25 protein-coding genes and 1 pseudogene are annotated in these 25,636 nt (G+C 66.5%); 21 read left to right on the plus strand and 5 right to left on the minus strand.

From position 1 onward, the window contains the following. The 3 genes and pseudogenes from HGR_RS17585 to HGR_RS13330 form a co-directional block, all read left to right on the plus strand. Positions 1 to 235, plus strand: a pseudogene (locus HGR_RS17585) (branched-chain amino acid ABC transporter permease); the annotation flags it as partial. 17 nt (positions 236 to 252) lie between these two features. Next, positions 253 to 1,041, plus strand: a complete 789-nt coding sequence (locus HGR_RS13325) for an ABC transporter ATP-binding protein (protein ID WP_237701420.1) — start codon at positions 253 to 255, stop codon at positions 1,039 to 1,041. Then, the gene (locus tag HGR_RS13330; protein ID WP_406564786.1) at positions 1,038 to 1,757 is read left to right on the plus strand and encodes an ABC transporter ATP-binding protein; all 720 of its coding nucleotides are present in this window, start codon (positions 1,038 to 1,040) and stop codon (positions 1,755 to 1,757) included. The genes HGR_RS13325 and HGR_RS13330 overlap by 4 nt, the downstream gene beginning before the upstream one ends. Here the strand turns inward: HGR_RS13330 and HGR_RS13335 are convergent. The 5 genes from HGR_RS13335 to HGR_RS13355 form a co-directional block, all read right to left on the minus strand. Then, complete coding sequence (locus HGR_RS13335; protein ID WP_006298808.1) at positions 1,653 to 3,335, minus strand: methyl-accepting chemotaxis protein; 1,683 nt, start codon at positions 3,333 to 3,335, stop codon at positions 1,653 to 1,655. The two genes, HGR_RS13330 and HGR_RS13335, sit on opposite strands and share 105 nt — an antisense overlap. Positions 3,336 to 3,425: 90 nt before the next feature. Beyond that, the gene (locus HGR_RS13340) at positions 3,426 to 3,974 is read right to left on the minus strand and encodes a DoxX family protein (RefSeq protein WP_006298809.1); all 549 of its coding nucleotides are present in this window, start codon (positions 3,972 to 3,974) and stop codon (positions 3,426 to 3,428) included. Between the two features lie 29 nt (positions 3,975 to 4,003). Then, a complete protein-coding gene (locus tag HGR_RS13345) occupies positions 4,004 to 4,822 on the minus strand; it encodes an HvfC/BufC N-terminal domain-containing protein (protein ID WP_006298810.1) in 819 nt (272 codons plus the stop codon). Further along, entirely contained in the window at positions 4,819 to 5,700 is an 882-nt protein-coding gene (bufB, locus tag HGR_RS13350; protein WP_006298811.1) for an MNIO family bufferin maturase, read from the minus strand. Before bufB ends, HGR_RS13345 begins: the two co-directional genes overlap by 4 nt. 24 nt (positions 5,701 to 5,724) lie before the next feature. Then, on the minus strand, positions 5,725 to 6,015 hold the full coding sequence (locus HGR_RS13355; RefSeq protein ID WP_006298813.1) for a BufA1 family periplasmic bufferin-type metallophore: 291 nt from the start codon (positions 6,013 to 6,015) through the stop codon (positions 5,725 to 5,727). A 271-nt stretch (positions 6,016 to 6,286) separates the two neighbouring features. Between HGR_RS13355 and HGR_RS13360 the strand changes: the two genes are divergently transcribed. From HGR_RS13360 to HGR_RS13440, 18 genes are all read left to right on the plus strand, one after another. Further along, entirely contained in the window at positions 6,287 to 6,847 is a 561-nt protein-coding gene (locus HGR_RS13360) for a sigma-70 family RNA polymerase sigma factor (RefSeq protein ID WP_006298814.1), read from the plus strand. Continuing rightward, positions 6,847 to 7,491, plus strand: a complete 645-nt coding sequence (locus tag HGR_RS13365; protein WP_006298815.1) for a DUF1109 domain-containing protein — start codon at positions 6,847 to 6,849, stop codon at positions 7,489 to 7,491. Before HGR_RS13360 ends, HGR_RS13365 begins: the two co-directional genes overlap by 1 nt. A 51-nt stretch (positions 7,492 to 7,542) precedes the next feature. Further along, a complete protein-coding gene (locus HGR_RS13370; protein ID WP_006298816.1) occupies positions 7,543 to 8,016 on the plus strand; it encodes a hypothetical protein in 474 nt (157 codons plus the stop codon). Between the two features lie 75 nt (positions 8,017 to 8,091). Further along, complete coding sequence (locus HGR_RS13375; protein WP_006298817.1) at positions 8,092 to 9,915, plus strand: copper resistance system multicopper oxidase; 1,824 nt, start codon at positions 8,092 to 8,094, stop codon at positions 9,913 to 9,915. A 15-nt stretch (positions 9,916 to 9,930) separates the two neighbouring features. Next, positions 9,931 to 10,806: a copper resistance protein B gene (locus tag HGR_RS13380; RefSeq protein ID WP_081463545.1), complete on the plus strand. Its 876-nt coding sequence runs from the start codon at positions 9,931 to 9,933 to the stop codon at positions 10,804 to 10,806. A gap of 41 nt (positions 10,807 to 10,847) precedes the next feature. Beyond that, complete coding sequence (locus HGR_RS13385; protein ID WP_006298819.1) at positions 10,848 to 11,375, plus strand: cupredoxin domain-containing protein; 528 nt, start codon at positions 10,848 to 10,850, stop codon at positions 11,373 to 11,375. 153 nt (positions 11,376 to 11,528) lie between these two features. Then, the gene (locus tag HGR_RS13390; RefSeq protein ID WP_006298820.1) at positions 11,529 to 13,634 is read left to right on the plus strand and encodes a 3-hydroxyacyl-CoA dehydrogenase NAD-binding domain-containing protein; all 2,106 of its coding nucleotides are present in this window, start codon (positions 11,529 to 11,531) and stop codon (positions 13,632 to 13,634) included. A gap of 43 nt (positions 13,635 to 13,677) precedes the next feature. Next, on the plus strand, positions 13,678 to 14,853 hold the full coding sequence (locus tag HGR_RS13395; protein ID WP_006298821.1) for an acetyl-CoA C-acyltransferase: 1,176 nt from the start codon (positions 13,678 to 13,680) through the stop codon (positions 14,851 to 14,853). Between the two features lie 13 nt (positions 14,854 to 14,866). Next, the gene (locus HGR_RS17385; protein ID WP_138922533.1) at positions 14,867 to 15,895 is read left to right on the plus strand and encodes a hypothetical protein; all 1,029 of its coding nucleotides are present in this window, start codon (positions 14,867 to 14,869) and stop codon (positions 15,893 to 15,895) included. Beyond that, a complete protein-coding gene (locus HGR_RS13400; RefSeq protein WP_039853581.1) occupies positions 15,892 to 17,772 on the plus strand; it encodes an acyl-CoA dehydrogenase in 1,881 nt (626 codons plus the stop codon). Before HGR_RS17385 ends, HGR_RS13400 begins: the two co-directional genes overlap by 4 nt. A gap of 76 nt (positions 17,773 to 17,848) precedes the next feature. Beyond that, a complete protein-coding gene (locus tag HGR_RS13405; protein WP_006298824.1) occupies positions 17,849 to 18,052 on the plus strand; it encodes a hypothetical protein in 204 nt (67 codons plus the stop codon). A gap of 42 nt (positions 18,053 to 18,094) precedes the next feature. Further along, positions 18,095 to 18,880: an SDR family oxidoreductase gene (locus tag HGR_RS13410; protein ID WP_006298825.1), complete on the plus strand. Its 786-nt coding sequence runs from the start codon at positions 18,095 to 18,097 to the stop codon at positions 18,878 to 18,880. Between the two features lie 131 nt (positions 18,881 to 19,011). Continuing rightward, positions 19,012 to 19,449 (plus strand): PaaI family thioesterase, encoded by a 438-nt coding sequence (locus HGR_RS13415; protein WP_006298826.1) that lies wholly within the window; start codon positions 19,012 to 19,014, stop codon positions 19,447 to 19,449. 97 nt (positions 19,450 to 19,546) lie between these two features. Then, complete coding sequence (locus HGR_RS13420) at positions 19,547 to 20,575, plus strand: NADP-dependent oxidoreductase (protein ID WP_006298827.1); 1,029 nt, start codon at positions 19,547 to 19,549, stop codon at positions 20,573 to 20,575. 139 nt (positions 20,576 to 20,714) lie between these two features. Then, positions 20,715 to 22,379: an isovaleryl-CoA dehydrogenase gene (locus tag HGR_RS13425; protein ID WP_006298828.1), complete on the plus strand. Its 1,665-nt coding sequence runs from the start codon at positions 20,715 to 20,717 to the stop codon at positions 22,377 to 22,379. Between the two features lie 120 nt (positions 22,380 to 22,499). Beyond that, complete coding sequence (sbcB, locus tag HGR_RS13430) at positions 22,500 to 23,966, plus strand: exodeoxyribonuclease I (protein WP_006298829.1); 1,467 nt, start codon at positions 22,500 to 22,502, stop codon at positions 23,964 to 23,966. Positions 23,967 to 24,090: 124 nt separating this feature from the next. Further along, positions 24,091 to 24,951, plus strand: coding sequence for an NAD-dependent protein deacetylase (locus tag HGR_RS13435; protein WP_006298830.1), 861 nt, complete (start codon positions 24,091 to 24,093; stop codon positions 24,949 to 24,951). Between the two features lie 18 nt (positions 24,952 to 24,969). After that, on the plus strand, positions 24,970 to 25,636 hold a 667-nt coding region (locus HGR_RS13440; RefSeq protein ID WP_006298831.1), incomplete at its 3' end, for a ketopantoate reductase family protein.

The following is a 25,636-nucleotide window of genomic DNA, read 5'->3' on the forward strand; positions in this document are numbered from 1 at the left end:
GGCGGTGCTGATCGAGATGGTCTACCACCGCCAGCTCAACGTGACCCTGGGCTCGGAGGTCGTCTTTCTGGGGCTGGCGCTGGATGTGCGCCAGCCCGCCACCTGGCTCGGCGCTTTGGCATTCACCCTGGCGGGCATCGCCCTCTTCGTGGTGGCGCGCCGCGACTACGCGCGACGCTGGAGCGAGGTGCAGTCGCGCATCGAGCGCATCATCCAACACAGGGAAGGGCTGTGAACACCATGACCCTGGCCATGAAATCCGCTTCCCCCGAGAATGCCCTGGAGTTGAGGGGCGTCACCAAGCGCTTCGGCAAGTCCGAGATCATCCGCGGCATTGATCTGACGGTGCGTCGGGGTGAGCGCGTGGCGGTGATCGGCCCCAACGGCGCGGGCAAGTCCACCTTGTTCAACCTCATCAGCGGTCGTTTTGGCCCCAGCTCTGGCGAGATCCTGCTCAAGGGCGAGCGCATCGACGGCTTGAAGCCTTACGAGATCTACCGCAAGGGCCTGGCGCGCAGCTTCCAGATCACCAACATCTTCCACCGGCTCAGCGTGATGGAAAACTTGCGCTGCGCCGTGCTGTGGAGCCTGGGCTACCGCTACACCTTCTGGCGCTTCCTCGTCGGCCTGCACGATGTGAACCAGCGCGTGGATGAGTTGCTGGCGATGATTCGCCTCGAGAAACGGCGCGATACCGTGGCGGGCAACCTCACGTATGCCGAGCAGCGCGCGCTGGAGATCGGCATCACCATCGCGGGCGGCGCCGAGGTGGTGCTGCTCGACGAGCCGACCGCCGGCATGAGCCAGAGCGAAACCACCCGCTTCATCGCCTTGATCCGCGAGGTGACCGAGGGCAAGACCTTGTTGACGGTCGAGCACGACATGGGCGTGGTGTTCGGCTTGGCCGACAAGATCGCTGTGGTGGTCTATGGCGAATTGTTGGCGTTCGACACCCCCGAGGCCGTGCGCTCCAACGCGCGCGTGCAGGAGGCCTACCTGGGCTCGGTCGTCGCTGATGCGCAGGCGGAGGGCCGGGCATGAGCACGCCGAACACCGCTTTGCTGCAGGTGCGCGACCTGCATGCCTATTACGGCAAGAGCCACGTGCTGCACGGCGTGAACTTCACGGTGGGCGAGGGCGAGATCGTCGCCCTGCTGGGGCGCAATGGCTCGGGCCGCTCCACCACGGCCAAGGCCGTCATGGGCCTGGTCGACTGCACGGGCGAAGTGCAGTTCAGGGAACGCGCGATCCAGGGCCGCAAAGCCTACGAAATCGCGCACCTGGGCCTGGGCTACGTGCCCGAGAACCGCGACATCTTTCCCGATCTCACGGTGCACCAAAACCTGATGCTGGGCGAGAAACGCGGTCGAGGCGCGTCAAGCCGCTGGTCCTACGAGGACATGTACACCCTGTTTCCGCGCTTGCGCGAACGTCAGCACACCCCCGGCGGCGTGCTGTCCGGCGGTGAACAGCAGATGCTGACCCTGTGCCGCACCCTGATGGGCGACCCCGACCTCATCATCATCGACGAACCCACCGAGGGTTTGGCACCCAAGATCGTGGAACTGGTGGGGCAGTACCTGCAGACACTCAAGGCGCGGGGCGTGTCGGTGCTCTTGATCGAGCAGAAACTCACGATCGCGATGACGATTTCAGACCGTGTGCTCGTGATGGGTCACGGCAGCATCGTCTTTGAAGGCACGCCCGAGGCGCTGCGTGCCAACACCTCGGTGCGCAAGGAGTGGCTGGAAGTCTGAGGCGGGCCTGGGATGGGCTGGCGCCGCCTGCGGCGCGCCAGGCTCCAAGCGGAACACCGACACGGTCTCCACCAACTGGTCAGACTGCGACTTGAGCGCCTTTGCGCCTCGTGCCGTCTGCTCGACCAGGCCAGCATTTTCCTGCGTGGCGCGGTCCATCTCCGTGACGGCCAGGCTCACTTGCTGGATGCCATCGGACTGCTCGGCCGTCGCTCGCGCGATCTCATCCAGGGTCTGCATCAGTTGTTCGACCGACTTCACGACCTGCCGCATGGTGCGATCGGCCTCCGTGGCCTGTTCCGCGCCCAGCGCGACGCTGGCCGAGGACTGCTCGATCAGATCCTTGACTTCGGCGGCGGCCCGCGCGCTGCGCTGCGCCAGCGAGCGCACTTCACCGGCCACCACGGCGAAACCCTTGCCTTGCGGACCCGCTCGGGCCGCTTCCACCGCGGCGTTCAGCGCCAACAGATTGGTCTGAAAGGCGATGCCATCGATGATGCCCACGATGTCGACGATGCGCCGCGCATGGGTCGAGACTTGTTGCATGGTCTCGGTGATGCGGGCGACGGCCTGACCGCCCAACGCCGCCTCGTCCGAGGCGGCGCGCGCGAGGTCGCGGGTCTGGCTCGTCTGTCCGGCGTTCTGCCGCACGGCGGCCGAGAGCTCTTCCAGCGTGGCGGCCGTCTGCTCCAGAGCGGCCGCTTGTTGTTCGGTTCGCGACGACAGCGCCTGATTGCCGTCGGCGATGCCGCGCGTGCCCTCGTCCACCGCCGACGCCCCATGCCGGATCGCCGCCACGGTGTGCGCCAGCCCACGCTGCATGCGGTCCAAGGCCGTGAGCAGCGCGCCGATCTCGTCCTGCCGCGCGCTCGCCACCGCACCGCTGAGGTCGCCTGCGGCGATGCGGTCGAAGTGGCGGCCGGCCTGGGTCAGCGGCCCGAGCAGGCGCTGGCGGAAGAAGAGCAGGCACAGCGCGGCCATTCCCAGCGACAGGACGAACAGCCCCAGGGCGAGGCCGCCCGAGCGGGTGGCGCGCGTCTCGGATTCCACGCGCAGTGCGTCACGTTGCGCCTCGCCTTCGGCGATCGCCGCGCGCAAGGCCGCATCGAAGTCCTTGTCGGCCTGCTCGGCCTCGCCGCTCGCGGCGACGTAGCGGTCCAGGGACACTTCGTACAGTGCTTCCTCGCGCAGGCCCAGCACGCGCGCGTAGCGCTCGTAGGCCTGTACCGCGCGGCGAGCGTGCGGGTCGTCCGCCGGCACCGCCGCGCGGTAGGTCTCGAAGGCCTTGGCGGCGGCCTGGACCGCGGCCGAGGCCTTGCGCACCTCGTCGGTGGACGCGACCTGATCGCCCCGCTGCAGTTGGATGTAGGCGTTGTTCATGCCGACCAGGGCGGTCAGCAGCAGCCGGCCGGTTTCGTGCAGGGGCTTGATGCGCTGATCGAGCACGGCCGTTGCATCAATGTCACGCTCGGCCTGGCGAGCACCCAGCCAAGCCAGGCCGGCCGAGGCCCAGAGGGCCAGGGAAAAAATGCCCAGCACCAGCCACAGGCCGGTACGGATCTGTAAGCGGGAGAGCATGGCGACGGTCTTTCGGTTTCTGTGATGCGTCGGATTAAAACGTGATCCGGCAAGGATGTGAAGGTGACGACGGCACCGACCCGTGCGAACTCAGCGCAGGCCCAGGGCGCGATCAACTGACAAGCGGCCGCCGCCACGCCCGGCGAGGTAGAGCAGCAGGGCCGTCCAGGACAAATGCGTGGGCCAGGCATCGGGGTAGACAAAAAACTGGATCACCAAGGTCATGCCCAGCAGTGCCAGTGCCGACAGGCGCGTGGCCAGACCCAGCAGCAGCAGCAGCGGAAACAGGTGCTCGGCGTAGGCCGCGAGGTGCGCGGCCAGCTCGGGCGGCAGCAGGGGCAGACGGTATTCCTCGCGAAACAGGGCGTAAGTTCCCTCGGTGACGGTGAGCAGCCCCGTGACCTTGGTGCGACCGGAAAGGAAGAAGATGGTGGCCATCGCGACGCGTGCCGTCAGCGCGAACAGCTCGTGGCCGATGCGCCGCTCCAACAGGTCGGCGCAGGCGTTCCATGACGCACGCAGGCGCGTCGTGCGCGAGGTCGCGTGCGCGTGCGCCGGAGCGGGCACGGGCACGGGCACGGGCACGGGCACGGGCTCCGTGGGTCGGCCGGGTTGCGAAGGTTCCATGGGCGTGGGCATGTGGGAGTCCTTGAGCGATGAGCGAAAAATCACGGAGCGCGAGGCGCTACAAGCGCATCGGCGGTGATCAGGTCGGCCAGCACGCGGGTCAGGTCCAGGTTGGGCTGGGCCTGCAGCGCGGCCTGCGCCGCCCCGGCCAGCGTGAGGTCCGCCGAGCAAGCATCGAGAAAGGCGCACACACCGAGACTGGCCGCTTGCCAACGCACCGAGCCATCGTACGCGCCGCGGGTCAGCAGGGCGCCATCGGGGGTCCAGGGCAGGTCTTGCGCCAGCGCGCGCTCCTCGCGGTTGGCACACCAGAGGGCGTAGACGGGCTGGTCGGGGTGCCAGGCCCAGCGGGTGGCCGGGTGCGGCCGCAAGCGCAGCTGGCCCAGGGTCTCGGCGGGCAATGCTGCCAGGGTGTCAGCGTCGAGCGCGGGTGTGTCGGCGGCCACGTGCGCCTCGGTCCAGAGCCGGTCCAGCCGCGCCACTCCGGGCAGGTAAGGCAGTGCGCGCGCGGGCGTGAAACCGGCCAGAAACTCCGCGAAATCCCCCCCGTACTCCATCAGCATGACCGAGCTGGGGGGCGTGGCGCGGACGTAGGGCAAGGCCGCGGCGCGGAACCAGGCCGAGCCGACAAGCCGCGCGACGGTCGGATAGTTCGCTTCCAACGCGTCGATGCAGCCTTTGATGATGGTGTTGCGATAGACCGCGAAGCCCGGCTGAGTCGCCAGCTTGGAGACGGAGGTCGGTGCGACCCTGACTGAGTCAGGCTGGTAGAGCGCGAGCAGGAAATCGTTCTGAAAACGGGCCAGTTCGTCTCCGAACGCGTCGCCCACCGCGTCGTCGCGTCGTGCTACCGACTTCATGCCGCCAGCTCCTGGGCCGCCCCGCCGGTGACGCCAGCGAGTCGGGTCATGAGGTGTGTGGCGCGACGGGCCTCCTCCAGCAGTTCGGCGAAAGGCGGGATGGCGTCGTCGCGCTCGATCAGGGTCGGGCGGGGGCCGATGCGTGCCACCAGTCTTTCGTACAGGGCCCACACCGATTCGGCGACCGGTGCGTCGTGGCTGTCGATCAGCAGTTCGTGACCGGGGACCGTCACCGAACTGTCGTCGCGGCGGTGGCCGGCGAGGTGGATTTCCATCACGGCATCGGTGGGAAAGTTGTCCAGGTAGGCCTGCGCGTCGTAGCCCAGGTTGTGCGCGCCGACCATCACGTTATTGACGTCCAGCAGCAGACCGCAGCCCGTGCGCCGCACCAGCTCAGAGAGGAAGTCCGTTTCGCCCCAATCGTGGCCTTCGATGTGCAGGTAGTGCGCTGGGTTTTCCACCGCGATGCGCCGGCCCAGCGCATCTTGGACTCGGGCGATGTTGCCCGCGATGCGCCGCAGCGCGGCCTGCGTGCGAGGGAAGGGCAGCAGGTCAGGGTGGTAGTGGCCGTTCCAGGTGGACCAGGCCAGGTGTTCGGACACGAGCGAGGGCTGCACCCGCGCGACCAAGCGAGCGAGCTGCGCCAGCTGCACGAGGTCGGGCGGTGCGTCCGCGGCCAATGACAACGAGACCCCATGCAGTGACAGCGGATGGCGCGCCCGCACGGCCTGGAGCCAAGCCAGTCGCGGGCCGCCCTCCATCAGGTAGTTCTCGGGATGCACCTCGAACCACAAGCCAGGATCGTGCGCGTCCCGAGCCTCTTCGAAATGCTGTGGCTTCAGGCCAAGGCCCGCTCCGAGCCCGGTGCTGTCTGACATGGTGTGGGGCCTCGCGTCTGAGGATCAGGACATCGTCGGCGTCAAGGAGCCCATGCCCTTGGGGGTCTTGATCGAGGTGCAGGTGCCCGCGGGAACGTTCTTCCAGGCATTGCCCTGGTAATCCATCTTGGCCGTGCCCGCGCAGGTGGTGCCAGCACCAGCCTTGCAGTCGTTCTGGCCGGCCTTGGAGACGCCGTAGCACTTCTCGACGGCGGTCGTTTTCTTTTCAGGCATTTGCGACGACTGGGCCAGCGCCACGCCCGCGACCAGGGCGGAGAGGGAGACGGCAACGGTGGCGAGATTGCGTGCGTTCATGGTGTCGGTTTCCTTGAAGTGGTTGGAAGTGGGTCGGTCCGCCGCGCCGCGCGTCCATCGCGCCCGCTCACGGTCCGATGGGTAGTTCGCGGCGATGCCGCCGTGGGTTACAGACGCGATGAAAAAAACTACGCCGGTGTGGTGATGTCGCCGCATCGGCGCGGGCATCGCGGCCGGTGGTGGGGGGCAGGGAAATAGAATGCGCTGCTTTGGGGGGTGCGCCAGAAAATTAATTTCGCACTTCCTGTAACCAGACTGCTGCACGGAACGAATGACAGGAAAGACATCCGTCGAGCTTACCGAGGCTCGCCTGAAGGCCCTGCTGCTGCGGGGTCTGGATGGCGATTCGGCGGCCTACCATGCCTTCCTGGACGGTCTGAGCAGTCATCTGCGTGCCTTCGTGCGCAAGCGCTTGTTCCGGCTCCAGGATGAAGTCGAGGACATCGTGCAAGAAATCCTCATCGCCGTGCACAACGGCCGTCACACCTACCAGACCGGGCAGCCGCTCACGGCCTGGGTGCATGCGATCGCGCGTTACAAGCTGGTCGATTTTCTGCGTGGCCGTGCGCGCCGTGAAGACTTGAATGAACCGCTGGATGAGGAGTCCGAGCTGTTCGCGGCCGCCGAGGATGAAGCTGGCGAGGCGCGACGCGACTTGCTCAAGCTGCTGGAGGAGCTTCCCGACAAGCAGCGCCTGCCCATTCTGCACGTCAAGTTGCAGGGCCTGTCGGTGGTCGAGACCGCGCGGCTGACGGGTTTGTCGGAGTCGGCGGTCAAGGTGGGCGTGCACCGCGGGTTGAAGGTCTTGGCGGCAAGGATGCGAAGCGAGTGATGAAAACCAAGGACATGATCTCCCTGCTGGCCGCGGACGTGGCGCCGGTGGATCGCCACGTGGCGGCCAAACGCTTCGCCGGGGCCTTGCTCGTGGGCGGGATCGGTGCCGTGCTGCTGATGCTGCTGCGCTTCGGCCTGCGACCCGACCTCCAGGCCATGCTGAGCGTGCCGCTGTTCTGGATCAAGATGGCCGTTCCCCTGGCCCTGGGCCTGGGTGCCCTGGCCGCGGCAGCGAGGCTCTCCCGTCCGGGCGTGCCAGTGACGGCCCTAGGCTGGGCCGCGCTGATTTTGCCGGTGCTGCTGCTGTGGTCCGCCGCCGTCACCGTGTTGTGGCTGACGCCCGCGCCCGAGCGCATGGACCTGCTGCTGGGCCAGAGCTGGAAGGAATGCCCCTTCAACATCGCCATGCTGTCGGTGCCGGGGTTCATCGCGGTCATGGGAGCCATGCGGGGCCTCGCGCCCACGCGGCCGCGTTGGGCCGGCGCGATGGCCGGCCTGCTGTCGGGCTCGGTGGCCACGCTCGTCTACTGCCTGCATTGCCCGGAGATGGGCGTTCCGTTTTGGGCGGTCTGGTACCTGCTGGGCATGTTGCTGCCCGCGTTGGTGGGAGCCTTGCTGGGCCCCCGTCTGCTGCGCTGGTGAAAGGGCTCAGACCAGGGTGGTCGCGGCCAAGGCGGGCGTATGATTCGCGCCATGTCTCGCCGTTGGCTCCTGCTGATGCTGCTCGTTCTGCTGCCCTTGCGCGGCTGGGCGGGCATGGTCATGGCGACGGAGATGGTAGCGGCCCTGCCCATGCCCTCAACGTCCCTGGCGCGGGCCCTGCCTGTTGATCACGCGACGGCCTCCGAGGAATGCCATGGTGACCATGGCGCAACGCCCGAATTGAGTGCGCATCGGGCGCACATCGACCATGGCCCGCTTGAGGTCATGGCGCACGACTCAGCCCATGACTCAGCCCAGGTCGCGGCGCAGAACCCATCCCCTACCCAGCACGACAGCACGAGTTGCGCTAGCTGCGTGTATTGCCAGATCTGCCACACGGTGGCCTTGCCGTCGCCGCTGAACGGTCTCGGCCTGTCCTGGGCAAGCGCATCCTTGCCCTGGGCCGATCTGCCGGCCGACCTCAGCGCCACGCCGCTGCCGAGCGACAAGCCGCCCATCGTCTGAGTTTTCCTACCCGTGGTACGTCCGCCGCGTCTGTTTGACGCGGTGGCCCTCGTGTCTTGAACTCAGGAGTTGGTCTTGAACAGTCCCCTTTACCTTCCCGCGTCGGCCCATGGGCGCCGTCGCTTCGTGCAGGGCCTGGCCGCCGGCGGCGCGCTGCTCGGCCTGTCACCCTTCACATCCTCTGCGCTGTTGCGCGAAGCCCGGGCCGCTGGTGCAGGCCCAGCCGTGCCCGAACTCCGTGGCACGGAATTCCACCTCGAGGTGTCCGAGCTGCCCGTCAACTACACCGGCAACCCGCGCCTGGGCGTGGCCATCAACGGCTCGATCCCGGCGCCCACGCTGCGCTGGCGCGAGGGCGATGAGGTCACCCTCCGCGTCACCAACCACTTGCGCCAGGACACGTCCATTCACTGGCACGGCATCATCCTGCCGTACCCGATGGACGGCGTGCCCGGCATCAGCTTCGCGGGCATTGCGCCGGGTGCGACCTTCACCTACCGCTTCAAAGTCGCGCAAAGCGGCACCTACTGGTACCACTCGCATTCCAATATGCAGGAGGCCGTGGGCATGTACGGGGCCATCATCGTCGAGCCGCGTGGCGGCGAACGCATCCGCGCCGATCGAGAGCACGTCGTGCTGCTGTCGGACTGGACCGACGAAGACCTCATGACGGTCATGCACAAGCTCAAGGTGCACAGTGCCTACTACAACCACCATCAGCCGACCGTGGTGGACTTCTTCCGTGATGTGTCCGATGAGGGGCTGAAAGCCGCACTCGACAAACGGCGCATGTGGAACGAGATGCGCATGAGCCCCACCGATCTGGGGGACCTCTCGGCCGACACGCTGACCTACCTGATGAACGGCACCACGCCGGCAGGGAACTGGACCGGCCTGTTTCGCCCCGGCGAACGCGTGCGCCTGCGCTTCATCAATGGCTCGGCCCATACCTTCTACGACGTGCGGATTCCGGGCCTGAAGCTGACCATCGTGCAGACCGACGGCGTGGACGTGGAGCCTGTGACGGTGGACGAATTTCGCTGTGGCCCCGGTGAAACCTACGACGCCCTCGTGCAGCCGCGTGACGAGGCGTACACCGTGTTCGCCCAATCCATGGAACGTACCGGCTACGCGCGCGGCACCTTGGCCGTGCGCGTCGGGCTGCAGGCCGAAGTGCCGGCCCTGGACCGGCGCGTCTGGCTGAGCATGACGGACATGATGGGCGGCATGGACCACGGGTCGATGGACCACGGCTCATTGGGGCAAGAGGGGATGGCGGGCATGGGGCACGCCGGCATGAACCATGGCGACCAGGGCATGGCAGGCATGAATCACGGAGTCCATGTCATGGCCTCCGATGCGCTGGCCCGTCCCAGCACCGCAGCGCGTCACGCGCGCACCGAGTACGGTCCCAGCACCGACATGCGTGTCGACACGGCGCGCACCAACCTCGACGACCCGGGCGTGGGCCTGCGCGACAACGGCCGACGCGTGCTGACCCTGGCCGATCTGCGCACGCTGGGCGGTCCGCTGGACCCGCGCGGCCCCGAGCGCGAGATCGAGCTGCACTTGACTGGCCACATGGAGCGCTACACCTGGTCGCTGGACGGGCTGGCCTTCGGCCAGTCCACGCCCGTGCGCATGAACTACGGCGAGCGTCTGCGCGTCATCCTGCACAACGACACCATGATGACCCACCCCATGCACCTGCATGGCCTGTGGAGTGAGCTGGAGGACGCCGAAGGCCGCTTCGTCGCGCGCAAGCACACCTTGCCGGTGCAGCCCGCGCAGCGGGTGAGCTTCCTCGTCACGGCGGATGCGCTCGGTCGCTGGGCCTGGCATTGCCATCTGATGCTGCACATGCACGCCGGCATGTTCCGTGAAGTCGTGGTCGCGTGAAGGAGGGCCTGGACCATGAACGCATTGCGATTTCTTCCGTTCCTGTTCTACGCTGCGCTGCTAGGGGCAGGGCTGCCGACCCCCTCGGCGAGGGCCCAATCGTCCTCGCCTGTCATGAACCACGGCGACATGCAAGGGCAGGCCGGTTCCGCCCCCGCAGAAGCGCGGGACCCGCATGCCTATGCAGGCGGCACCACCTTGTCCAGCGGACCGTATGCGCTCGGTTCCGAACGCAGCCTCTTCATGGGCGACGAGCACAGCCACTGGGTCTTCTTGGCCGACCGGCTGGAGGCCGTGCGCGACGTGGACGGTGGCCCCTCCCAGGGTGCCTACGAGTTCCTGGTCCGCGGGGGCCATGACCACGACCGTCTGGTGCTCAAGGCCGAGGGCGAGGCGGCAGCGGGCGAGCTGGAGTCCAGCAGCACCCAGGCGCTGTGGAGCCACGCCGTTGCTCCCTTCTGGGATCGCCAAGTCGGCCTGCGCCATGACACGTTGCAAGGGGGCAAGGCGCGCAACTGGCTGGCCCTGGGCCTCGACGGACTGGCGCCTTACTGGTTCGAGGTCGGCGTGACGGCCTACCTGGGCGAGGGAGGGCGCACGGCCCTGGGCCTGAGCGTCGAGTACGAGTTGCTGTTGACACAGCGCCTGGTGCTGCAACCCAGTCTGGACGCCGAGGCGCATGGCCAGCACGACAGCGCCAACGGCATCGGCCAGGGCTTGTCCAGCGCCACGACGGGACTGCGACTGCGCTACGAGTTCTCGCGCCAACTCGCACCCTACCTTGGCCTCGAACGGGAGGCCCATTTCGGCGAGACCGCCGATCTGCGGCGCACGGCGGACAAGCCCGTGCGTGACACGCGTGCCGTGGCGGGCTTGCGTTTCTGGTTCTGACCCGGACCGCTTTTCAACATTCGACTTTCAAGGACACTTTCATGAACATCTCAATTCGCGCTCTGACGCTGCCCCTGATCACCGGTCTTCTGGTCTTGCCTGCCCAGGTCTGGGCGCAAGGCAGCCATGCCGGCCACGACATGGGCCATGCCACGGGCGGCATGCACGAGGGGCACACCATGGCCGGCCTGACCTTTGCAGCGGGCCGACCCGGTGACCCGGCCAAGGTCAACCGCACGGTGCCGCTGCAAATGGACGACACCATGCGTTTCACGCCCGCGGACATCACGGTCAAGGCCGGTGAGACCGTCCGGTTCTTCATCGTCAACCAGGGCCAGCTCGTGCATGAAATGGTGATCGGTACCCGCGCGGAACTGGACCAACACGCGGAGATGATGAAGAGCATGCCCGGCATGCAGCATGCGGAACCCAACCAGATCAGCTTGAGGGCTGGCCAGCGTGGCGGCATCGTCTGGACCTTCGACAAAGCAGGGACTTTTGCCTTTGCCTGCCTTGTGCCCGGTCACAAGGAGGCCGGCATGGTGGGCACCATCACGGTCCAGCCTTGAAAGGGCAAGCGGCAGGGGCAAGACGCGGATCAGGGTATTCCTTGAATCCCCGCGTTTTGTCCCTGCAGTGACAAACCAGTCAGCCGGGCGCGCCCTACAATCGGCCTCTATCGAACGGTCGTTCTATTTTTGATTCGACAGAGGAAGGCAAGCATGAGTGCTGACTATGAAGTGCGCGGCGATGTGGCCGTCATCACCCTGAACAACCCGCCGGTCAACGGCCTGGGGTATGCCACCCGCAAGGGTGTGACCGATGGCCTGGAGCGCGCCAACGCCGACCCCAAGGTCAAGTCCATCGTGATCACCGGCGCCGGCCGCGCCTTCTCCGGCGGGGCGGACATCCGCGAATTCGGCACGCCCAAGGCGCTGCAAGAGCCCAACCTGCTCAGCGTCATCGCCGCCGCCGAGAACTCGGCCAAGCCGGTGGTGGCCGCCTTGCACACCATCGCCATGGGCGGCGGGCTGGAATTGCCTCTGGGCTGCCATTACCGCATCGTCGCGCCGGGCACCAAGGTGGCCTTGCCCGAAGTGAAGCTGGGCCTGATTCCCGGCGCTGGCGGCACGCAACGGCTGCCGCGCGCCCTGGGCGTCGAGCCCGCCTTGAACATGATGGTCAGCGGTGAGCCGGTGCCGGCCGAGCTTCTGGCCCAGGTGCCAGGCCAGAAGCTGTTTGACAAGGTGGCGCAATCGGCCGAGACGCTGCTGGACGAGGCCCTCGCTCTGGCCCGTGAGAAAGCCGATGTCCGCCCCCTGCCCAAGGTGCGTGACCTGCCCGCCAAGCACCCGCTGGGCGACGCCTACTTCCAGTTCGCGCGCAACACCGTGGGCGCCATGGCCAAGAACTTCCCCGCGCCGCTGAAGTGCGTGGACGCGGTGGAGGCCGCGACGAAGAAGAAGTTCGACGATGGCATCGCTTACGAGCGTGAGCATTTCATCAACCTGATGTGGACACCCGAATGCCGCGCACTGCGCCATGTGTTCGCCGCCGAGCGGGCCGCCAGCAAGATCGCCGACGTGCCGGAAGACACGCCCAAGCGCGAGATCAAGTCCGTGGCCGTCATCGGCGCGGGCACCATGGGCGGCGGCATCACCATGAATTTCCTGAACGCGGGCATTCCCGTCAAGGTGCTTGAAACCAAGCAGGAAGCGCTGGACCGTGGCCTGGCCACCATCCGCAAGAACTACGAGGCCCAGGTGGGCAAGGGCAAGCTCAAGCAGGACAAGTACGAGCAGCGCATGGCCCTGCTGAGCACCACGCTGAACTACGACGACATCAAGTACGCGGACTTGGTCATCGAGGCCGTGTTCGAGGAAATGGGCGTCAAGGAAGCGGTGTTCAAGAAGTTGGACGAGGTGATGAAACCGGGGGCCATCCTCGCGTCCAACACCTCCACGCTGGACCTCAACAAGATCGCGTCTTTCACGAAGCGTCCGCAGGACGTGGTCGGTCTGCATTTCTTCAGCCCAGCCAATGTGATGAAGCTGCTGGAGGTGGTGCGCGGCGCGAAGACCGGCAAGGACGTGCTGGCCACCGTGATGGCCCTGGCCAAGACCATCAAGAAGACGGCCGTGGTGTCGGGCGTGACAGACGGCTTCATCGGCAACCGCATGATCGAGCAGTACAGCCGCCAGGCCGGTTTCCTGCTGGAGGAGGGCGCGACGCCCGAGCAGGTCGACAAGGCCATCGAGAAGTTCGGCTTCGCCATGGGCCCGTTCCGCATGGGCGACCTGGCTGGCAACGACATCGGCTGGGCCATCCGCAAGCGCCGCTACGTCGAGAAACCGGGCATGAAGTACAGCAAGACGGCGGACAAGCTCTGTGAGCTGGGCCGCTTTGGCCAGAAGACCGGCGCGGGCTGGTACGACTACAAGCCCGGCAAGCGCGACGCCATCCCCAGCGAGCTGGTGAACCAGATGATCGAGGACCACCGCAAGGCACTCGGCATCACGCCGCGCAAGATTTCCGAGCAAGAAATCGTCGAGCGCCTGGTCTATTCCTTGGTGAACGAGGCCGCGCGAATTCTTGAGGAAGGCATCGCGTCCAAGGCCAGCGACATCGACATGGTCTACCTCACGGGCTACGGCTTCCCGTTGTGGCGCGGCGGCCCCATGCAGTACGCCGACACCGTGGGCCTGTTCAACGTGGCCGAGAGCATGAAACGCTACGCGAAGAATCCCCTGGACGACACCCAGTTCTGGCAGCCCGCGCCCCTGCTGCAAAAGCTGGTGGCCGAAGGCAAGACCTTCAACAACGTCTGATGCTGGCCCGGCCAGATGCACAAGTACCCCTGAGGAAGATGTTATGAGCAAGGCTGTCATCGTTTCCACCGCCCGCACCCCGCTCGCCAAGAGCTGGCGCGGTTCCTTCAACATGACCCACGGCGCGACCCTGGGTGGCCACGTGGTCCAGCACGCCATCGCGCGCGCGGGCATCGATGGCGCGGACGTCGAAGACGTGCTGATGGGCTGCGCCACGCCCGAGGGCGCGACCGGCTCCAACATCGCGCGCCAGATCGCGCTGGCCGCGGGTCTGCCCGTCACCGTGTCGGGCGTCACGGTCAACCGTTTCTGTTCCAGCGGCTTGCAGACCATCGCCATGGCGGCGCAGCGCATCATCGCGGGCGAGGGCGAGGTCTACGTGGCCGGCGGCGTGGAGAGCATCTCCTGCGTGCAGAACGAGGCCAACGTGCACATGCTGCATGACCCGGCCCTCAAGGCCAAGAAGCCCGAGATCTACTGGAACATGCTGCAGACGGCCGAGCAGGTCGCCAAGCGTTACCACATCGGCCGCGACGCCATGGACGAGTACGGTGCGGCCAGTCAGCAGAAGGCCGAAGCCGCTCTGGCGGCCGGCAAGTTCAGCGACGAGATCGTGCCCATCACGGTCACGGCGGGCGTGGCCGACAAGGCCCTGGGCATGATCAGCAAGCAAGTCACCGTGAGCCAGGACGAAGGCATCCGCCCTGGCACCACCAAGGACGGCATCAGCGGCATCAAGCCCGCCATTCCCGGCGGCGTGATCGCGGCGGGCAACGCCAGCCAGTTTTCCGACGGCGCCGGTGCGTGCGTGCTGGTCCATGAAGACTACGCGAGCCGCAAGGGCCTCAAGCCCTTGGGCCGCTTCCTCGGTTTCGCGGTCGCGGGCTGCGAGCCCGACGAAATGGGCATCGGCCCCGTGTTCGCCGTGCCCAAGGTGCTGAAGCGCCTGGGCCTCAAGGTGAGCGACATCGACCTCTGGGAACTGAACGAAGCTTTTGCCGTGCAGGTCATCTATTGCCGTGACAAGCTGGGCATCCCGGCCGACCGCCTCAACGTCAACGGTGGTGCCATCGCGGTGGGCCATCCTTACGGCGTCAGCGGCCAGCGCTTGACCGGCCACGCCCTGATCGAAGGCAAACGCCGCGGCGCGAAGAAAGTGCTGGTCACCATGTGCATTGGCGGTGGCATGGGGGCGGCGGGGGTGTTCGAGGTTCTCTGACGTCGTTGCGGTGATGGCGTCGTCGCTTCTTTGCCGTTGGACGTCTTGCCTTGCCGTCTCTCTGGGTGTGGCTATTGCTGCAAACGCGCAAGGCCCATCCGCTGATGATGTTCTGCATGAACTGGACGGTGGCCCGATTTATCGAGCCTACGTCTATGAAGGCTTGCATCTACGAAAGATGGCACTGGAGTCGACGCGCCGGTGGCTTTTGGTTCAACGCTGCTCGGCGTTGAGTAGCCAATACCCGTTGAAGCCTGCACCCCGGCTGGTGGAAGTGTCGGATGTCGTTTGGCGCTGGATGGTGAGCGGCGGTGTCGATGGCGTTTCCAATATCCCTTCAACGGTGCTCGTGCGCGACTTGGAGGCTGCGGCAATCAACGCTGCTTTTCTATCGGATGAGTTGCAGGCTTGGGATCGTTTTCGCAAATCACCCCAGGGGCGGCGCGGACTGGAAGTCCAGGCATTACGAGACGGCATCGCTAGCCTAGACCATGTCTTGATTGAGAATGGTCTGGGCATGGCTTGGTGGACATGGCCGATTGCGAAGCTTCGCACCATGTCAGATTACCTGCATTTGCGTTCCGCTTTCGATGGTGCGTTGAACGCGGTGGAAGACGGTCTTGCTGATGAGGTTGGCAAACTCAGCGACGTACCGGGAAACGAAGTCGCAGGACATACGCTGCCTGATTTACTGGCTGGCAACCGGAAGAAATTGGATGAAGCGCTCGTGGAGCAGCTTACGCAAAATGACAGAGCAGCGCTTCTGGCTTTGGAGGAACAGGCAGCGCTCGTGCGCTGGAGGCAAGTCAGGTCGCAAACTCGTTGGTTTGCGAATATTGGTCCCCAAGCGTCATCAAATAATTCTCGACAAACGGTGTCGGCACGGGAATTTTGTGACGCTGGCGGTTTGCGATGTACCGCGCCGCAAATAGAGGCGCTGGAGAATCAGCGCAATGCTCTCGCCGACCACCTAGCGAGCGGTGCTGACGAGCGAGCTGTCCGTGAAATCGTGAAGCGCACTCCTGAGGCAGGTTGTCCATGAGTTCCTATCGAAACACTTTGGATTTTCTTCTCCACGACTGGCTGCACGCCGAAACATTGACGCAACGCCAGCGCTACGCCGAGCACAGCCGCGAGACCTTCGACGCCGTGCTCGACACCTGCGAACGCATCGCGCGCGAGAAGTACGCCCCGTTCAATCGCCTGATCGACACCGACGAACCGCGCACCGTCACCGAGCCCGACGGCAGCCTTCGCGTGGTGCTGCCCCAGGCCACGCACGAAGCGCACCGCGCCTATGCCGAGTCCGGCATGCTCAGCGCCGCGCAGGACCACGACATCGGCGGCATGCAACTGCCTTACCTGGTCGAAGCCGCCGCCAACAGCTTCTTCGGCATGGCTTCCATCAGCATGGGCTCCGGCCTGCTCACGGTGGGCAACGCCAACCTGCTCATGGTCCACGGCACCGAGAAGCAGAAACAGGTCTTCGCGCTCAAGGAATTCTCCGGCCAGTGGTCGGGCACCATGTGTTTGTCGGAACCGCAGGCCGGCTCCTCGCTGTCCGACATCGCGACCAAGGCCATTCCCGATGGAGCGGATTTCGCGCAGGACCCGCTCGGCCCGCGCTACCGCCTGCGTGGCAACAAGATGTGGATATCGGCTGGCGAGCATGAGCTGACCGAGAACATCGTCCACCTCGTGCTCGCCAAGATCCCGGGGCCCGATGGCAAGCCCGTGCCGGGCGTGAAGGGCATTTCGCTCTTCATCGTGCCCAAGAAGCTCGTGAATGCCGAAGGCGAATTGACGGGTGAGCGCAATGACGTGGCCCTGGCCGGCCTCAACCACAAATGCGGTTGGCGCGGCACGACCAACACCTTGCTCAACTTCGGCGAGGGCAAATTCCCGGTCGGCCAGGCAGGCGGGTATGACGGAAACGGCGCGGGCGCCGTGGGCTACCTTGTCGGCCAAGCCGGTGAAGGCCTGCGGTGCATGTTCCACATGATGAACGAGGCGCGCATCGGCATCGGCATGGCCGCGACCATGCTGGGCATGGCGGGTTACCACGCGGCCCTGGACTACGCGAAGAATCGGCCGCAGGGGCGGCCCATCACCGGCGCAGGAAAAGACGCCAGTCAGCCGCAGATCCGCATCATCGAGCACGCCGACGTCAAGCGCATGCTGCTCGCGCAAAAGTCCTATTGCGAAGGGTCGCTCGCCTTGCTGCTTTACTGCGCCCGTCTGGTCGACGAACAGCGCACCGGCACACCCGAGGCCGCCGACGAGGCGCGCCTGCTGCTGGAGGTGTTGACGCCCATCGCCAAGAGCTGGCCCAGCGAGTGGTGTCTGGAAGCGAACTCCCTGGCCATCCAGGTGCATGGCGGTTATGGCTACACGCGCGACTTCCCGGTCGAGCAGTACTGGCGCGATCAGCGCCTGAACATGATCCACGAGGGCACGCATGGTGTGCAGGCCCTGGACCTGCTGGGTCGCAAGGTGCGCATGGAAGGCGGCCGCGGCCTGAGCCTGCTGGCTGCGCGCATGAATGCCACCATCGAGCGCGCCATCCAGCAGCCCGAGCTGGCCGAGCATGCGAACGCGCTGGCCCAGGCCCTGCAGCAGGTCGGCGCGGCCACCAAGGCCGCCTGGGCCACCGAAAACCCGACCGAGGCGCTGGCCAATGCCGTGCCTTACCTGCAGGCTTTTGGCCATGTGGTGCTGGCGTGGATGTGGCTGGACCTCGCCTGCCGTGTCTTGCCCGACGACACGACTGCCGCGGCGATCACGCCAGAGCGCCGCGCGGGCGTGCTGCACGCCACCCGTTATTTTTTCCATTACGAATTGACGAAAATCAAGCCCTGGCTGCAGGTGGTCGCGGCGCGTGACCTGACTTGCGCCACCATGCCGGAAGCCGCTTTCTGAGGAAGGCGGCTGCGCGCAAACGCGCTTTCCGCTTTAATCCGCGCATGCGGTTTAACCTCTTCTCAGGAGCAATGTGATGAGCAACGAACGCCAAAAGACCCGGGTGGAAAAGGGCGCCTGGATCTGCCTGTACGGCGGCCTGCTGGCCGTGGTGCTGGGTGTCGTATTTCAACGCCAGGGGCCCGACACGGCAGACCTGGCCGGCATATTTCTGGTGGGCGGCGGCCTGGTCGCCGCCACGGGCGTGGGCCTCATTGGGCTGCGCTCGGTGATGAAGTAGGCCCGGCCCCACGGCCGGCATGACAACAACGAGGAGACAAGCATGACCCGTTCCGTACAGCAACTGTTCGACCTTCAGGGCCAGTCGGCCCTCATCACTGGGGGCTCGCGTGGCCTGGGCCTGCAGATCGCGCATGCCTTGGGTGAAGCCGGCGCCAAGGTCCTGCTCAGCGCCCGCAAGGCCGAAGAGCTGGAGGAGGCCGTGCAGGAACTGCAGTCCGCCGGCATCGATGCCCGCTGGGTGGCGGCTGACTGCGCACAGGAGGCCGATATCCAGCGCCTGGCGCAGGAGGCGCTGCATCGGCTCGGTCATGTGGACATCTTGGTCAACAACGCGGGCGCGAGCTGGGGTGCCCCGGCGGAGGATCACCCAACCGCCGCCTGGGACAAGGTGATGAACCTCAATGTCCGCGGCTATTTCCTGCTGAGCCAGGCCATCGCCAAGCACGGCATGATCCCGCGCAAGCAGGGGCGCATCATCAATGTGGCGTCGATCGCGGGTCTGGGCGGTAATCCGGTGGAGATGAAGACCATCGCCTACAACACGTCCAAGGGCGCGGTGATCAATTTCACGCGCGCGCTGGCGGCGGAGTGGGGCGTTCATGGCATCACGGTGAACGCGATCTGCCCTGGTTTCTTCAAGACCAAGATGGCAACGGCCCTGATCGAGAAGCTGGGGGAAGACAAGATGGCGGCGCACGCGCCGCTGCGGCGTCTGGGGGACGATGAGGATTTGAAGGGCGTTGCGCTCTTGTACGCCTCGGCGGCGGGCAAGCACATCACGGGGCAGTGGCTGGCGGTGGATGGCGGCGTGAGCTGCGTGGTCTGAACCTGATGGATCGGAATGAAGACTGGGGCAGTCGAGGTCAGGGACCGCTCCTCATATGATTTGCTGCGCAAATCGAAATCGTCGGGTTCCCTGACCCCGCCTGCCCCATTCTTCATAAAGACGTCAACACCATGAGCATCCCCTTCGGCGCCGAGATTCCCTTCGTCAACCACCTGGGCTTCGAGCTCGTGAAGTTCGAGGACGGCCAGTCCGAACTTGTCTTCGCGCCTCGGCCGGAGCACCTGAATTCGTTCGCGGTCACGCACGGCGGCGCACTGATGACTTTGCTGGACGTGACCCTGGCCAGCGCGGCGCGCAGCGTCGACAAGACCATGGGCGTGGTCACCATCGAGATGAAGACCAGTTTCATGCGGCCGTCCAAGCCCGAGCTGGGGCCGCTCACCGCCAAGGGCCGGCTGATGCACCGCAGCACGACCATGGCCTTCACCGAAGGCACGGTGTACGACGGCGAGGGTCAACCCTGCGCCCATGCCACGGGCACGTTCAAGTACGTCAAGCGCCAGCAACCCGGGCCTCGGCCCTCGGTCCAGCAGGTGTCCACCGACTGAAGGCCAAGGCCGGATGTCCGTCGCGCGACAGTTCCCACGACAAGCCGCCACATGAGCGGTGGGATGGTCCGGATTTCACAACGACAAGGAGACCCACATGCCCCGCAATCAACAGATCCTGCTCGCCAGCCGCCCCGAGGGGGAGGCCACGGCGAGCAACTTTAAGCTCGTCACCACCGACACGCCCGCGCTGCGCGATGGCCAAGTGCTCGTGCGCCACCACTACCTCAGCCTCGATCCTTACATGCGCGGGCGCATGAGCGATGCCAAGAGCTACGCCGCGCCGCAGGCGCTGGGCGAGGTGATGATTGGCGGCACGGTCGGCGAGGTGGTCGAGAGCCGACATCCGAAGTTCGCGCCCGGCGACAAGGTGGTGGGCATGGGCGGCTGGCAGGATTACGCCGTGGTGGACGCGGCCCAGCCCGGCGTGCTGAGCAAGGTGCAGGCCGGCGACGGACCCGGCCAGGTGCCGCTGTCGCATTACCTGGGCGCGGCCGGCATGCCGGGCGTGACGGCCTGGTATGGCTTGGTGAAAATCATCGAACCCAAACCAGGCCAGACCGTGACCGTCAGCGCGGCCAGCGGCGCGGTGGGCAGTGCCTATGGCGCGCTGGCGAAGGCGCGTGGCTGCCGCGTGGTGGGCATCGCGGGTGGCAAGGAGAAATGCGATTACGTGGTGAACGATCTGGGCTTCGACGCCTGCATCGACTACAAGCAGTACACCGACGCGGGCTCTTTGTCCAAGGCACTCAAGGCCGCTTGCCCGGACGGCATCCATGGGCACTTCGAGAACGTGGGGGGCATGGTGCTGGACGCCGTGCTCTCGCGCATCAACGCGCACGGCCGCATTGCCCTGTGCGGCATGATCGCCGGCTACAACGGCGCGCCTGTTCCCTTGACCTACCCGCAGCTGCTGCTGACCCAGCGCATCCGACTCGAAGGCTTCATCGTCAGCGAGCACATGGAAGTCTGGCCCGAGGCGCTCAAGGAACTGGTGGGCCTGGTCGCCAGTGGCAAGCTGCGTCCGCGCGAGACCGTGGCCTCGGGCCTGGCCGCCGCACCCGAGGCTTTCCTGGGCATGCTGAAGGGGCGCAACTTCGGCAAGCAGCTCGTGAAGCTCGTTTAATGCGGCGACTGCGCGTCCCTCATCTGTCGTTGGGCGGTGCTCCAAATCCTCACGTACTTCAAGTACGTTCTGGTTTTTGCGCTCCGTCCGCCTAAGCTGAGGGCCGCTCGCGACGCCGCAAGTTAAAAAGGAGATTGCCATGCACCAGACCCATGACGTGTTCAACCAGCCCGCGCCGCTGGTCGATGTGAATCTCTTCGAAGGCAATCTGGCGATGCGCGACGCGCTCAAGGTCCACGCGCCCGGGCTGGACCTCAAGCCCTTGGAGGCGCTGGGCCAACTGGCGGGCAGCGCCACCCTGCAGGTGCATGCGCGCTTGGCCAACGCGCATGGGCCGCAGCTGCGCACGCACGACCGCCAGGGCTACCGCATCGACGAGGTGGAGTTCCACCCGAGTTACCACATCCTCATGGCGGCGGCCATGAAGGCGGGCCTGCATGGCTCGCCTTGGCTGGACAACACACGCAACGCCCATGTGCTTCGGGCGGCGTGCTTCATGCTCTTCACCGAGCTGGAACCGTCCATGCTCTGCCCGATCTCCATGACCTACGCCGTCACGCCCGCGCTGCGCGCCAATGCGGCTATCCACCAGGAATGGTCACCCGGCCTGGGCGCGCGGGCCTACGACCCGGCGCTCACGCTGTACAAGCACAAGGCGGGCCTGACCATGGGCATGGGCATGACGGAAAAGCAGGGCGGCAGCGACGTGCGGGCCAACACCACGCGCGCCGAACCCGATGGGCACGACGCCTGGGGGGCGCGTTACCGCCTGACGGGGCACAAGTGGTTTTTCTCCGCGCCCATGAGCGACGCCTTCCTGGTGCTGGCGCAGACGGCCAATGGGCTGAGCTGCTTCTTCCTGCCGCGCGTGCTGCCCGAGGCCCTGTCGGGCAGTTCCACCCAGGGTCAGCACAACGCGCTGCGGATCCAGCGCCTCAAGGACAAGCTGGGCAACAAGGCCAACGCCAGTTCGGAGGTGGAGTTCGAAGGCGCGCTGGCCTGGCTGGTGGGCGAGGAGGGCCGTGGCATACCGCAGATCCTGGAAATGGGCACGATGACCCGGCTGGACTGCGCCCTGGGCAGCAGCGGCCTGATGCGCCAAGCCTTGACCCAGGCCCTGCACCACACGCGCCAGCGTTTGGCCTTCGGCAAGACGCTGATCGAGCAACCCCTGATGAAGAACGTGTTGGCTGACCTGGCGCTGGAGAGCGAGGCCGCCACCGCGCTGGCCCTGCGCTTGGCGCGCACCTTCGACCAGCCCGACGACCCCCACGAAAAGGCCATGGCCCGCCTGCTCACGCCCGTGGCCAAGTTCTGGATCTGCAAGCGCGGCGCCGGATTCGCACAGGAAGCCATGGAATGCCTGGGCGGCAACGGTTATGTGGAAGAGGGCGGCGAGGGCGTGCTGGCGCGCATCTACCGCGAGATGCCCGTCAATTCCATCTGGGAAGGCGCGGGCAACATCATGGCGCTGGACCTGCTGCGCGGCCTGCGCAAGGCCGACGCGGCCAGTGCCCTAGCGCAAGAGCTGAAGCCCGCCCTGGGCCAACACGCCGCGCTCGACCGCATGGCCCGCAGCCTGCCCCTGCGCGTGGAAGTCATGGGCAGCGAGGTGGAAGCACGCCGCCTCGCCCAGGACGTGGCCCTGGCCGTGCAGGCCGCACTGCTCGCGCAAAGCGCGCCCAGCTTCGTCTTCAGCGCCTTCTGCGAATCCCGCCTGGGCGGCGCCTGGGGCCAGACCTACGGCAGCCTGGGCAGTGGGGTGGACTTCGACGCCATCCTGCGCCGAGCCCTCCCTGCGTGAGACTGCTCACAAGCATGGGCGTGCGGCGGGGCGACCGCTCCTCATACGATTTGCTGCGCAAATCCAAATCGTCGGGTTCGCCCCGCCGCACGCCCATGCGCTGCTGGCGATAATCCCAGAATGGCTCTGACTTTCTTCTGGCATGACTACGAAACCTTCGGCGTCAACCCGCGCCGCGACCGGCCCTCGCAATTCGCTGGCATCCGCACCGACGCTGACCTCAATGAAATCGGCGAGCCCGTCATGCTCTACTGCCGGCCGGCCGACGACTACCTGCCCGACCCCGGCGCCTGCCTGCTGACCGGCATCACCCCCCAGACCTGTCTCGAACACGGCGTGCCCGAACACGAATTCGCGGCCCGCATCGAACACGAACTCGCCCAGCCCGGCACCATCGGCGTGGGCTACAACACCATCCGCTTCGACGACGAAGTGACGCGCTTCCTGTTCTGGCGCAACCTGATCGACCCCTACGCCCGCGAATGGCAGAACGAGTGCAGCCGCTGGGACCTGCTGGACGTGGTGCGCCTGTGCCGCGCCCTGCGGCCCGAGGGCATTGAATGGCCAATGCACCGCGAAGGCGAGATGAAGGGCAAGCCCAGCTTCAAGCTCGAACACCTGACGGCCGCGAACGGCCTCAGCCACGAGGCCGCGCACGACGCCCTGAGCGACGTGCGCGCCACCATCGCCCTGGCTCGGCTCATCAGGGACAAGCAGCCCCGGCTGTTCGACTTCGCCCTGGCCCTGCGCAAGAAGGACGCCGTGGCGGCCGAGCTGGGCCTGCCCACCTCGCAGGCCCAAGCCCGTCCCTTTCTTCATGTGTCCGGCATGTTCCCGGCCGAACGCGGCTGCCTGTCCCTGATGTGGCCCCTGGCCACGCACCCCACGAACAAGAACGAGCTGATCGCCTGGGACCTGAGCGCCGACCCCGCAGAACTGGCCCACCTGACCGTGGACGACATCCGTCTGCGCCTCTACACCCGCACGGACGACTTGCCCGAAGGCGTCAGCCGCCTCCCCATCAAGAGCGTGCACCTCAACAAGTCGCCCATGGTGGTCAGCAACCTCAAGACCTTGCGCCCCGAACTGGCCCAGCGCTGGGGCTTGGACCTTGATGCCGCGCTGCGCAACGCGGCCGTGGCGCGGGAGCTGCCCGACATGAGCGCCCTCTGGCCCCAGGTGTTCCAGCGTCCAGCGCAAGCCGGCACGCCGGACGTGGATGAAGATCTGTACGGCGGTTTCGTCGGCAACGAGGACCGGCGGCGCCTGGCCCGCCTGCGCGCGCTCCCGCCGCAGGAACTGGCCACCAGCCGCGCGGGTTTCGATGACGCGCGCCTGGGCGACATCTTGTTCCGCTACCGCGCCCGCAATTTCCCGGACACCCTGAACGAAGATGAGCAGGCACGCTGGCTGGCCCACCGCGTGGCGCGCTTGGTCGAGGGCGCGGACGGCGCGCGCAACCTGGACGCCTTGTTCGCCGAACTCGACCGCCTGGGCCAGGACGCGACGGAGCAGGGCGATGAACGCGGCGAGGCGATCCTGGAAGCCTTGTACGCCTATGCCGAGCAGATTGCGCCGGAGCCATGAATGAGCAATCCAAGCTTCGCATCCTTCGTTCGCTACGCCACCCCCTCCTGCCGCGCGAAGGGGCGTAGCCAGCGGCCTGGCAAAGCCCGCTCCGCGGCTGCCGCGCGTTGATCTGGGCAAGCTCATGACGGACATCGAGGCTCTGCGAGTTTTCGTCGAACGGCATCCGCGGCTCTTCGTGCTGACGGGTGCGGGCGTCAGCACCGACAGCGGCATCCCCGACTACCGCGATGCTAATGGCGACTGGAAACGCCCGCCGCCCGTGACCTTCCAGGCCTTCATGGGCGAGCACGCCACGCGCCAGCGTTACTGGGCCCGCAGCCTGATCGGCTGGCGCACGATCGGGCAGGCGCGGCCCGGGCCAGCACACCATGCGCTGCGCACGCTGGAAGCGGCTGGCCGCATTGAATTGCTGCTGACCCAGAACGTGGATGGTCTGCACCAGGCCGCGGGCAGCCGTGAGGTGATCGACCTGCATGGCCGCATCGACACCGTTTGCTGCATGGCCTGCGCGCGCCGCTGGCCCCGCGCCGAATGGCAGCAGACCTTGCGCCAGGCCAACCCGGATTGGGTGGCCCTGCACGCGCCGGCCGCGCCGGACGGCGACGCCGATCTGGACGGCGTGGATTTCAGCACCGTGGTCGTGCCGCCGTGCCCGCATTGCGCGGCCGAAGGTCGGGCGAACATCGTAAAGCCCGACGTGGTCTTCTTCGGGGAGAACGCGCCGCGCGAGCGCGTGCAGGCCGCGTTTGACGCACTCGCGCGCTCCGACGCCATGCTGGTTGTCGGCTCCTCGCTGATGGTCTATTCGGGCCTGCGCTTCGTGCAGGCCGCCGTGGCGGCGGGGCAGCCGGTGGCGGCGCTGAACCTGGGCCGCACGCGGGCCGACGAACTGCTGACGCTCAAAGTCGAACAATCGGTCGGCCCCGCCTTGTTGGCGCTGGCCGCCCCCTATGGGCAGCACCCCAGCGCGCTGCCCGTCTGAAACCAGAAAGGACAGGCGATGAAAGTGGCGGTGATGGGCGCGGGTGCCGTGGGCTGTTATTACGGCGGATTGCTGGCACGCGCGGTGCCGGGGGCCGGACACGCCGTGACGCTGATCGCGCGGCCCGTGCATGTGGAGGCCATCGCGCGTGCCGGGCTGCGCCTGGAGACGCAGGGCTTTGACGAGCCGGTGCGCGTGCAGGCCAGCAGCGACCCCGCCGCCGTGGCGGGTGCCGATCTGGTGCTGTTCAGTGTCAAATCCGGCGCGACCGAGGAGGCGGGCGCGCAGATCCGGCCGCACCTGAAACCCGGTGCCTTGCTGCTCTGCCTGCAGAACGGCGTGGACAACGCCGAACGCCTGCGCACCGTGCTGCCCGACCACACCGTGGCCGCCGCCGTGGTCTACGTGGCCACCGAGATGGCCGGTCCCGGCCATGTGAAACACCATGGACGCGGGGAACTGGTGATTGAGCCCTCGGCCGCGGCCATCGCACCGGCCTTGATCGCCGCCGGCATTCCGGTGGAGATCAACGACAACGTGCGCGGCGCGCTCTGGGCCAAGCTCATCCTCAACTGCGCCTACAACGCTCTCTCGGCCATTTCTCGCCAACCCTATGGTGTGATGGTGCGGGGCGCGGGCGTGCCGGAGGTCATGGCGGATCTGGTGGCCGAGTGCCTGGCCGGGG

The organism is Hylemonella gracilis ATCC 19624 (assembly GCF_000211835.1).
In the GTDB taxonomy this organism is placed as follows: Bacteria; Pseudomonadota; Gammaproteobacteria; order Burkholderiales; family Burkholderiaceae_C; genus Hylemonella; species Hylemonella gracilis.

Coding starts and splice junctions, on each gene's coding strand:
- HGR_RS13370 (WP_006298816.1), top strand. CDS start 7,543: ATGTCTCGCCGTTGGCTCCTGCTGATGCTGCTCGTTCTGCTGCCCTTG.
- HGR_RS13420 (WP_006298827.1), top strand. CDS start 19,547: ATGCCCCGCAATCAACAGATCCTGCTCGCCAGCCGCCCCGAGGGGGAG.
- HGR_RS13330 (WP_406564786.1), top strand. CDS start 1,038: ATGAGCACGCCGAACACCGCTTTGCTGCAGGTGCGCGACCTGCATGCC.
- HGR_RS13395 (WP_006298821.1), top strand. CDS start 13,678: ATGAGCAAGGCTGTCATCGTTTCCACCGCCCGCACCCCGCTCGCCAAG.
- HGR_RS13340 (WP_006298809.1), bottom strand. CDS start 3,974: ATGCCCACGCCCATGGAACCTTCGCAACCCGGCCGACCCACGGAGCCC.
- HGR_RS13425 (WP_006298828.1), top strand. CDS start 20,715: ATGCACCAGACCCATGACGTGTTCAACCAGCCCGCGCCGCTGGTCGAT.
- HGR_RS13385 (WP_006298819.1), top strand. CDS start 10,848: ATGAACATCTCAATTCGCGCTCTGACGCTGCCCCTGATCACCGGTCTT.
- bufB (WP_006298811.1), bottom strand. CDS start 5,700: ATGTCAGACAGCACCGGGCTCGGAGCGGGCCTTGGCCTGAAGCCACAG.
- HGR_RS13355 (WP_006298813.1), bottom strand. CDS start 6,015: ATGAACGCACGCAATCTCGCCACCGTTGCCGTCTCCCTCTCCGCCCTG.
- HGR_RS13380 (WP_081463545.1), top strand. CDS start 9,931: ATGAACGCATTGCGATTTCTTCCGTTCCTGTTCTACGCTGCGCTGCTA.
- HGR_RS13365 (WP_006298815.1), top strand. CDS start 6,847: ATGAAAACCAAGGACATGATCTCCCTGCTGGCCGCGGACGTGGCGCCG.
- HGR_RS13345 (WP_006298810.1), bottom strand. CDS start 4,822: ATGAAGTCGGTAGCACGACGCGACGACGCGGTGGGCGACGCGTTCGGA.
- HGR_RS13410 (WP_006298825.1), top strand. CDS start 18,095: ATGACCCGTTCCGTACAGCAACTGTTCGACCTTCAGGGCCAGTCGGCC.
- HGR_RS13325 (WP_237701420.1), top strand. CDS start 253: ATGAAATCCGCTTCCCCCGAGAATGCCCTGGAGTTGAGGGGCGTCACC.
- HGR_RS13415 (WP_006298826.1), top strand. CDS start 19,012: ATGAGCATCCCCTTCGGCGCCGAGATTCCCTTCGTCAACCACCTGGGC.
- HGR_RS13390 (WP_006298820.1), top strand. CDS start 11,529: ATGAGTGCTGACTATGAAGTGCGCGGCGATGTGGCCGTCATCACCCTG.
- HGR_RS13360 (WP_006298814.1), top strand. CDS start 6,287: ATGACAGGAAAGACATCCGTCGAGCTTACCGAGGCTCGCCTGAAGGCC.
- HGR_RS17385 (WP_138922533.1), top strand. CDS start 14,867: ATGGCGTCGTCGCTTCTTTGCCGTTGGACGTCTTGCCTTGCCGTCTCT.
- HGR_RS13405 (WP_006298824.1), top strand. CDS start 17,849: ATGAGCAACGAACGCCAAAAGACCCGGGTGGAAAAGGGCGCCTGGATC.
- HGR_RS13335 (WP_006298808.1), bottom strand. CDS start 3,335: ATGCTCTCCCGCTTACAGATCCGTACCGGCCTGTGGCTGGTGCTGGGC.
- sbcB (WP_006298829.1), top strand. CDS start 22,500: ATGGCTCTGACTTTCTTCTGGCATGACTACGAAACCTTCGGCGTCAAC.
- HGR_RS13400 (WP_039853581.1), top strand. CDS start 15,892: ATGAGTTCCTATCGAAACACTTTGGATTTTCTTCTCCACGACTGGCTG.
- HGR_RS13435 (WP_006298830.1), top strand. CDS start 24,091: ATGACGGACATCGAGGCTCTGCGAGTTTTCGTCGAACGGCATCCGCGG.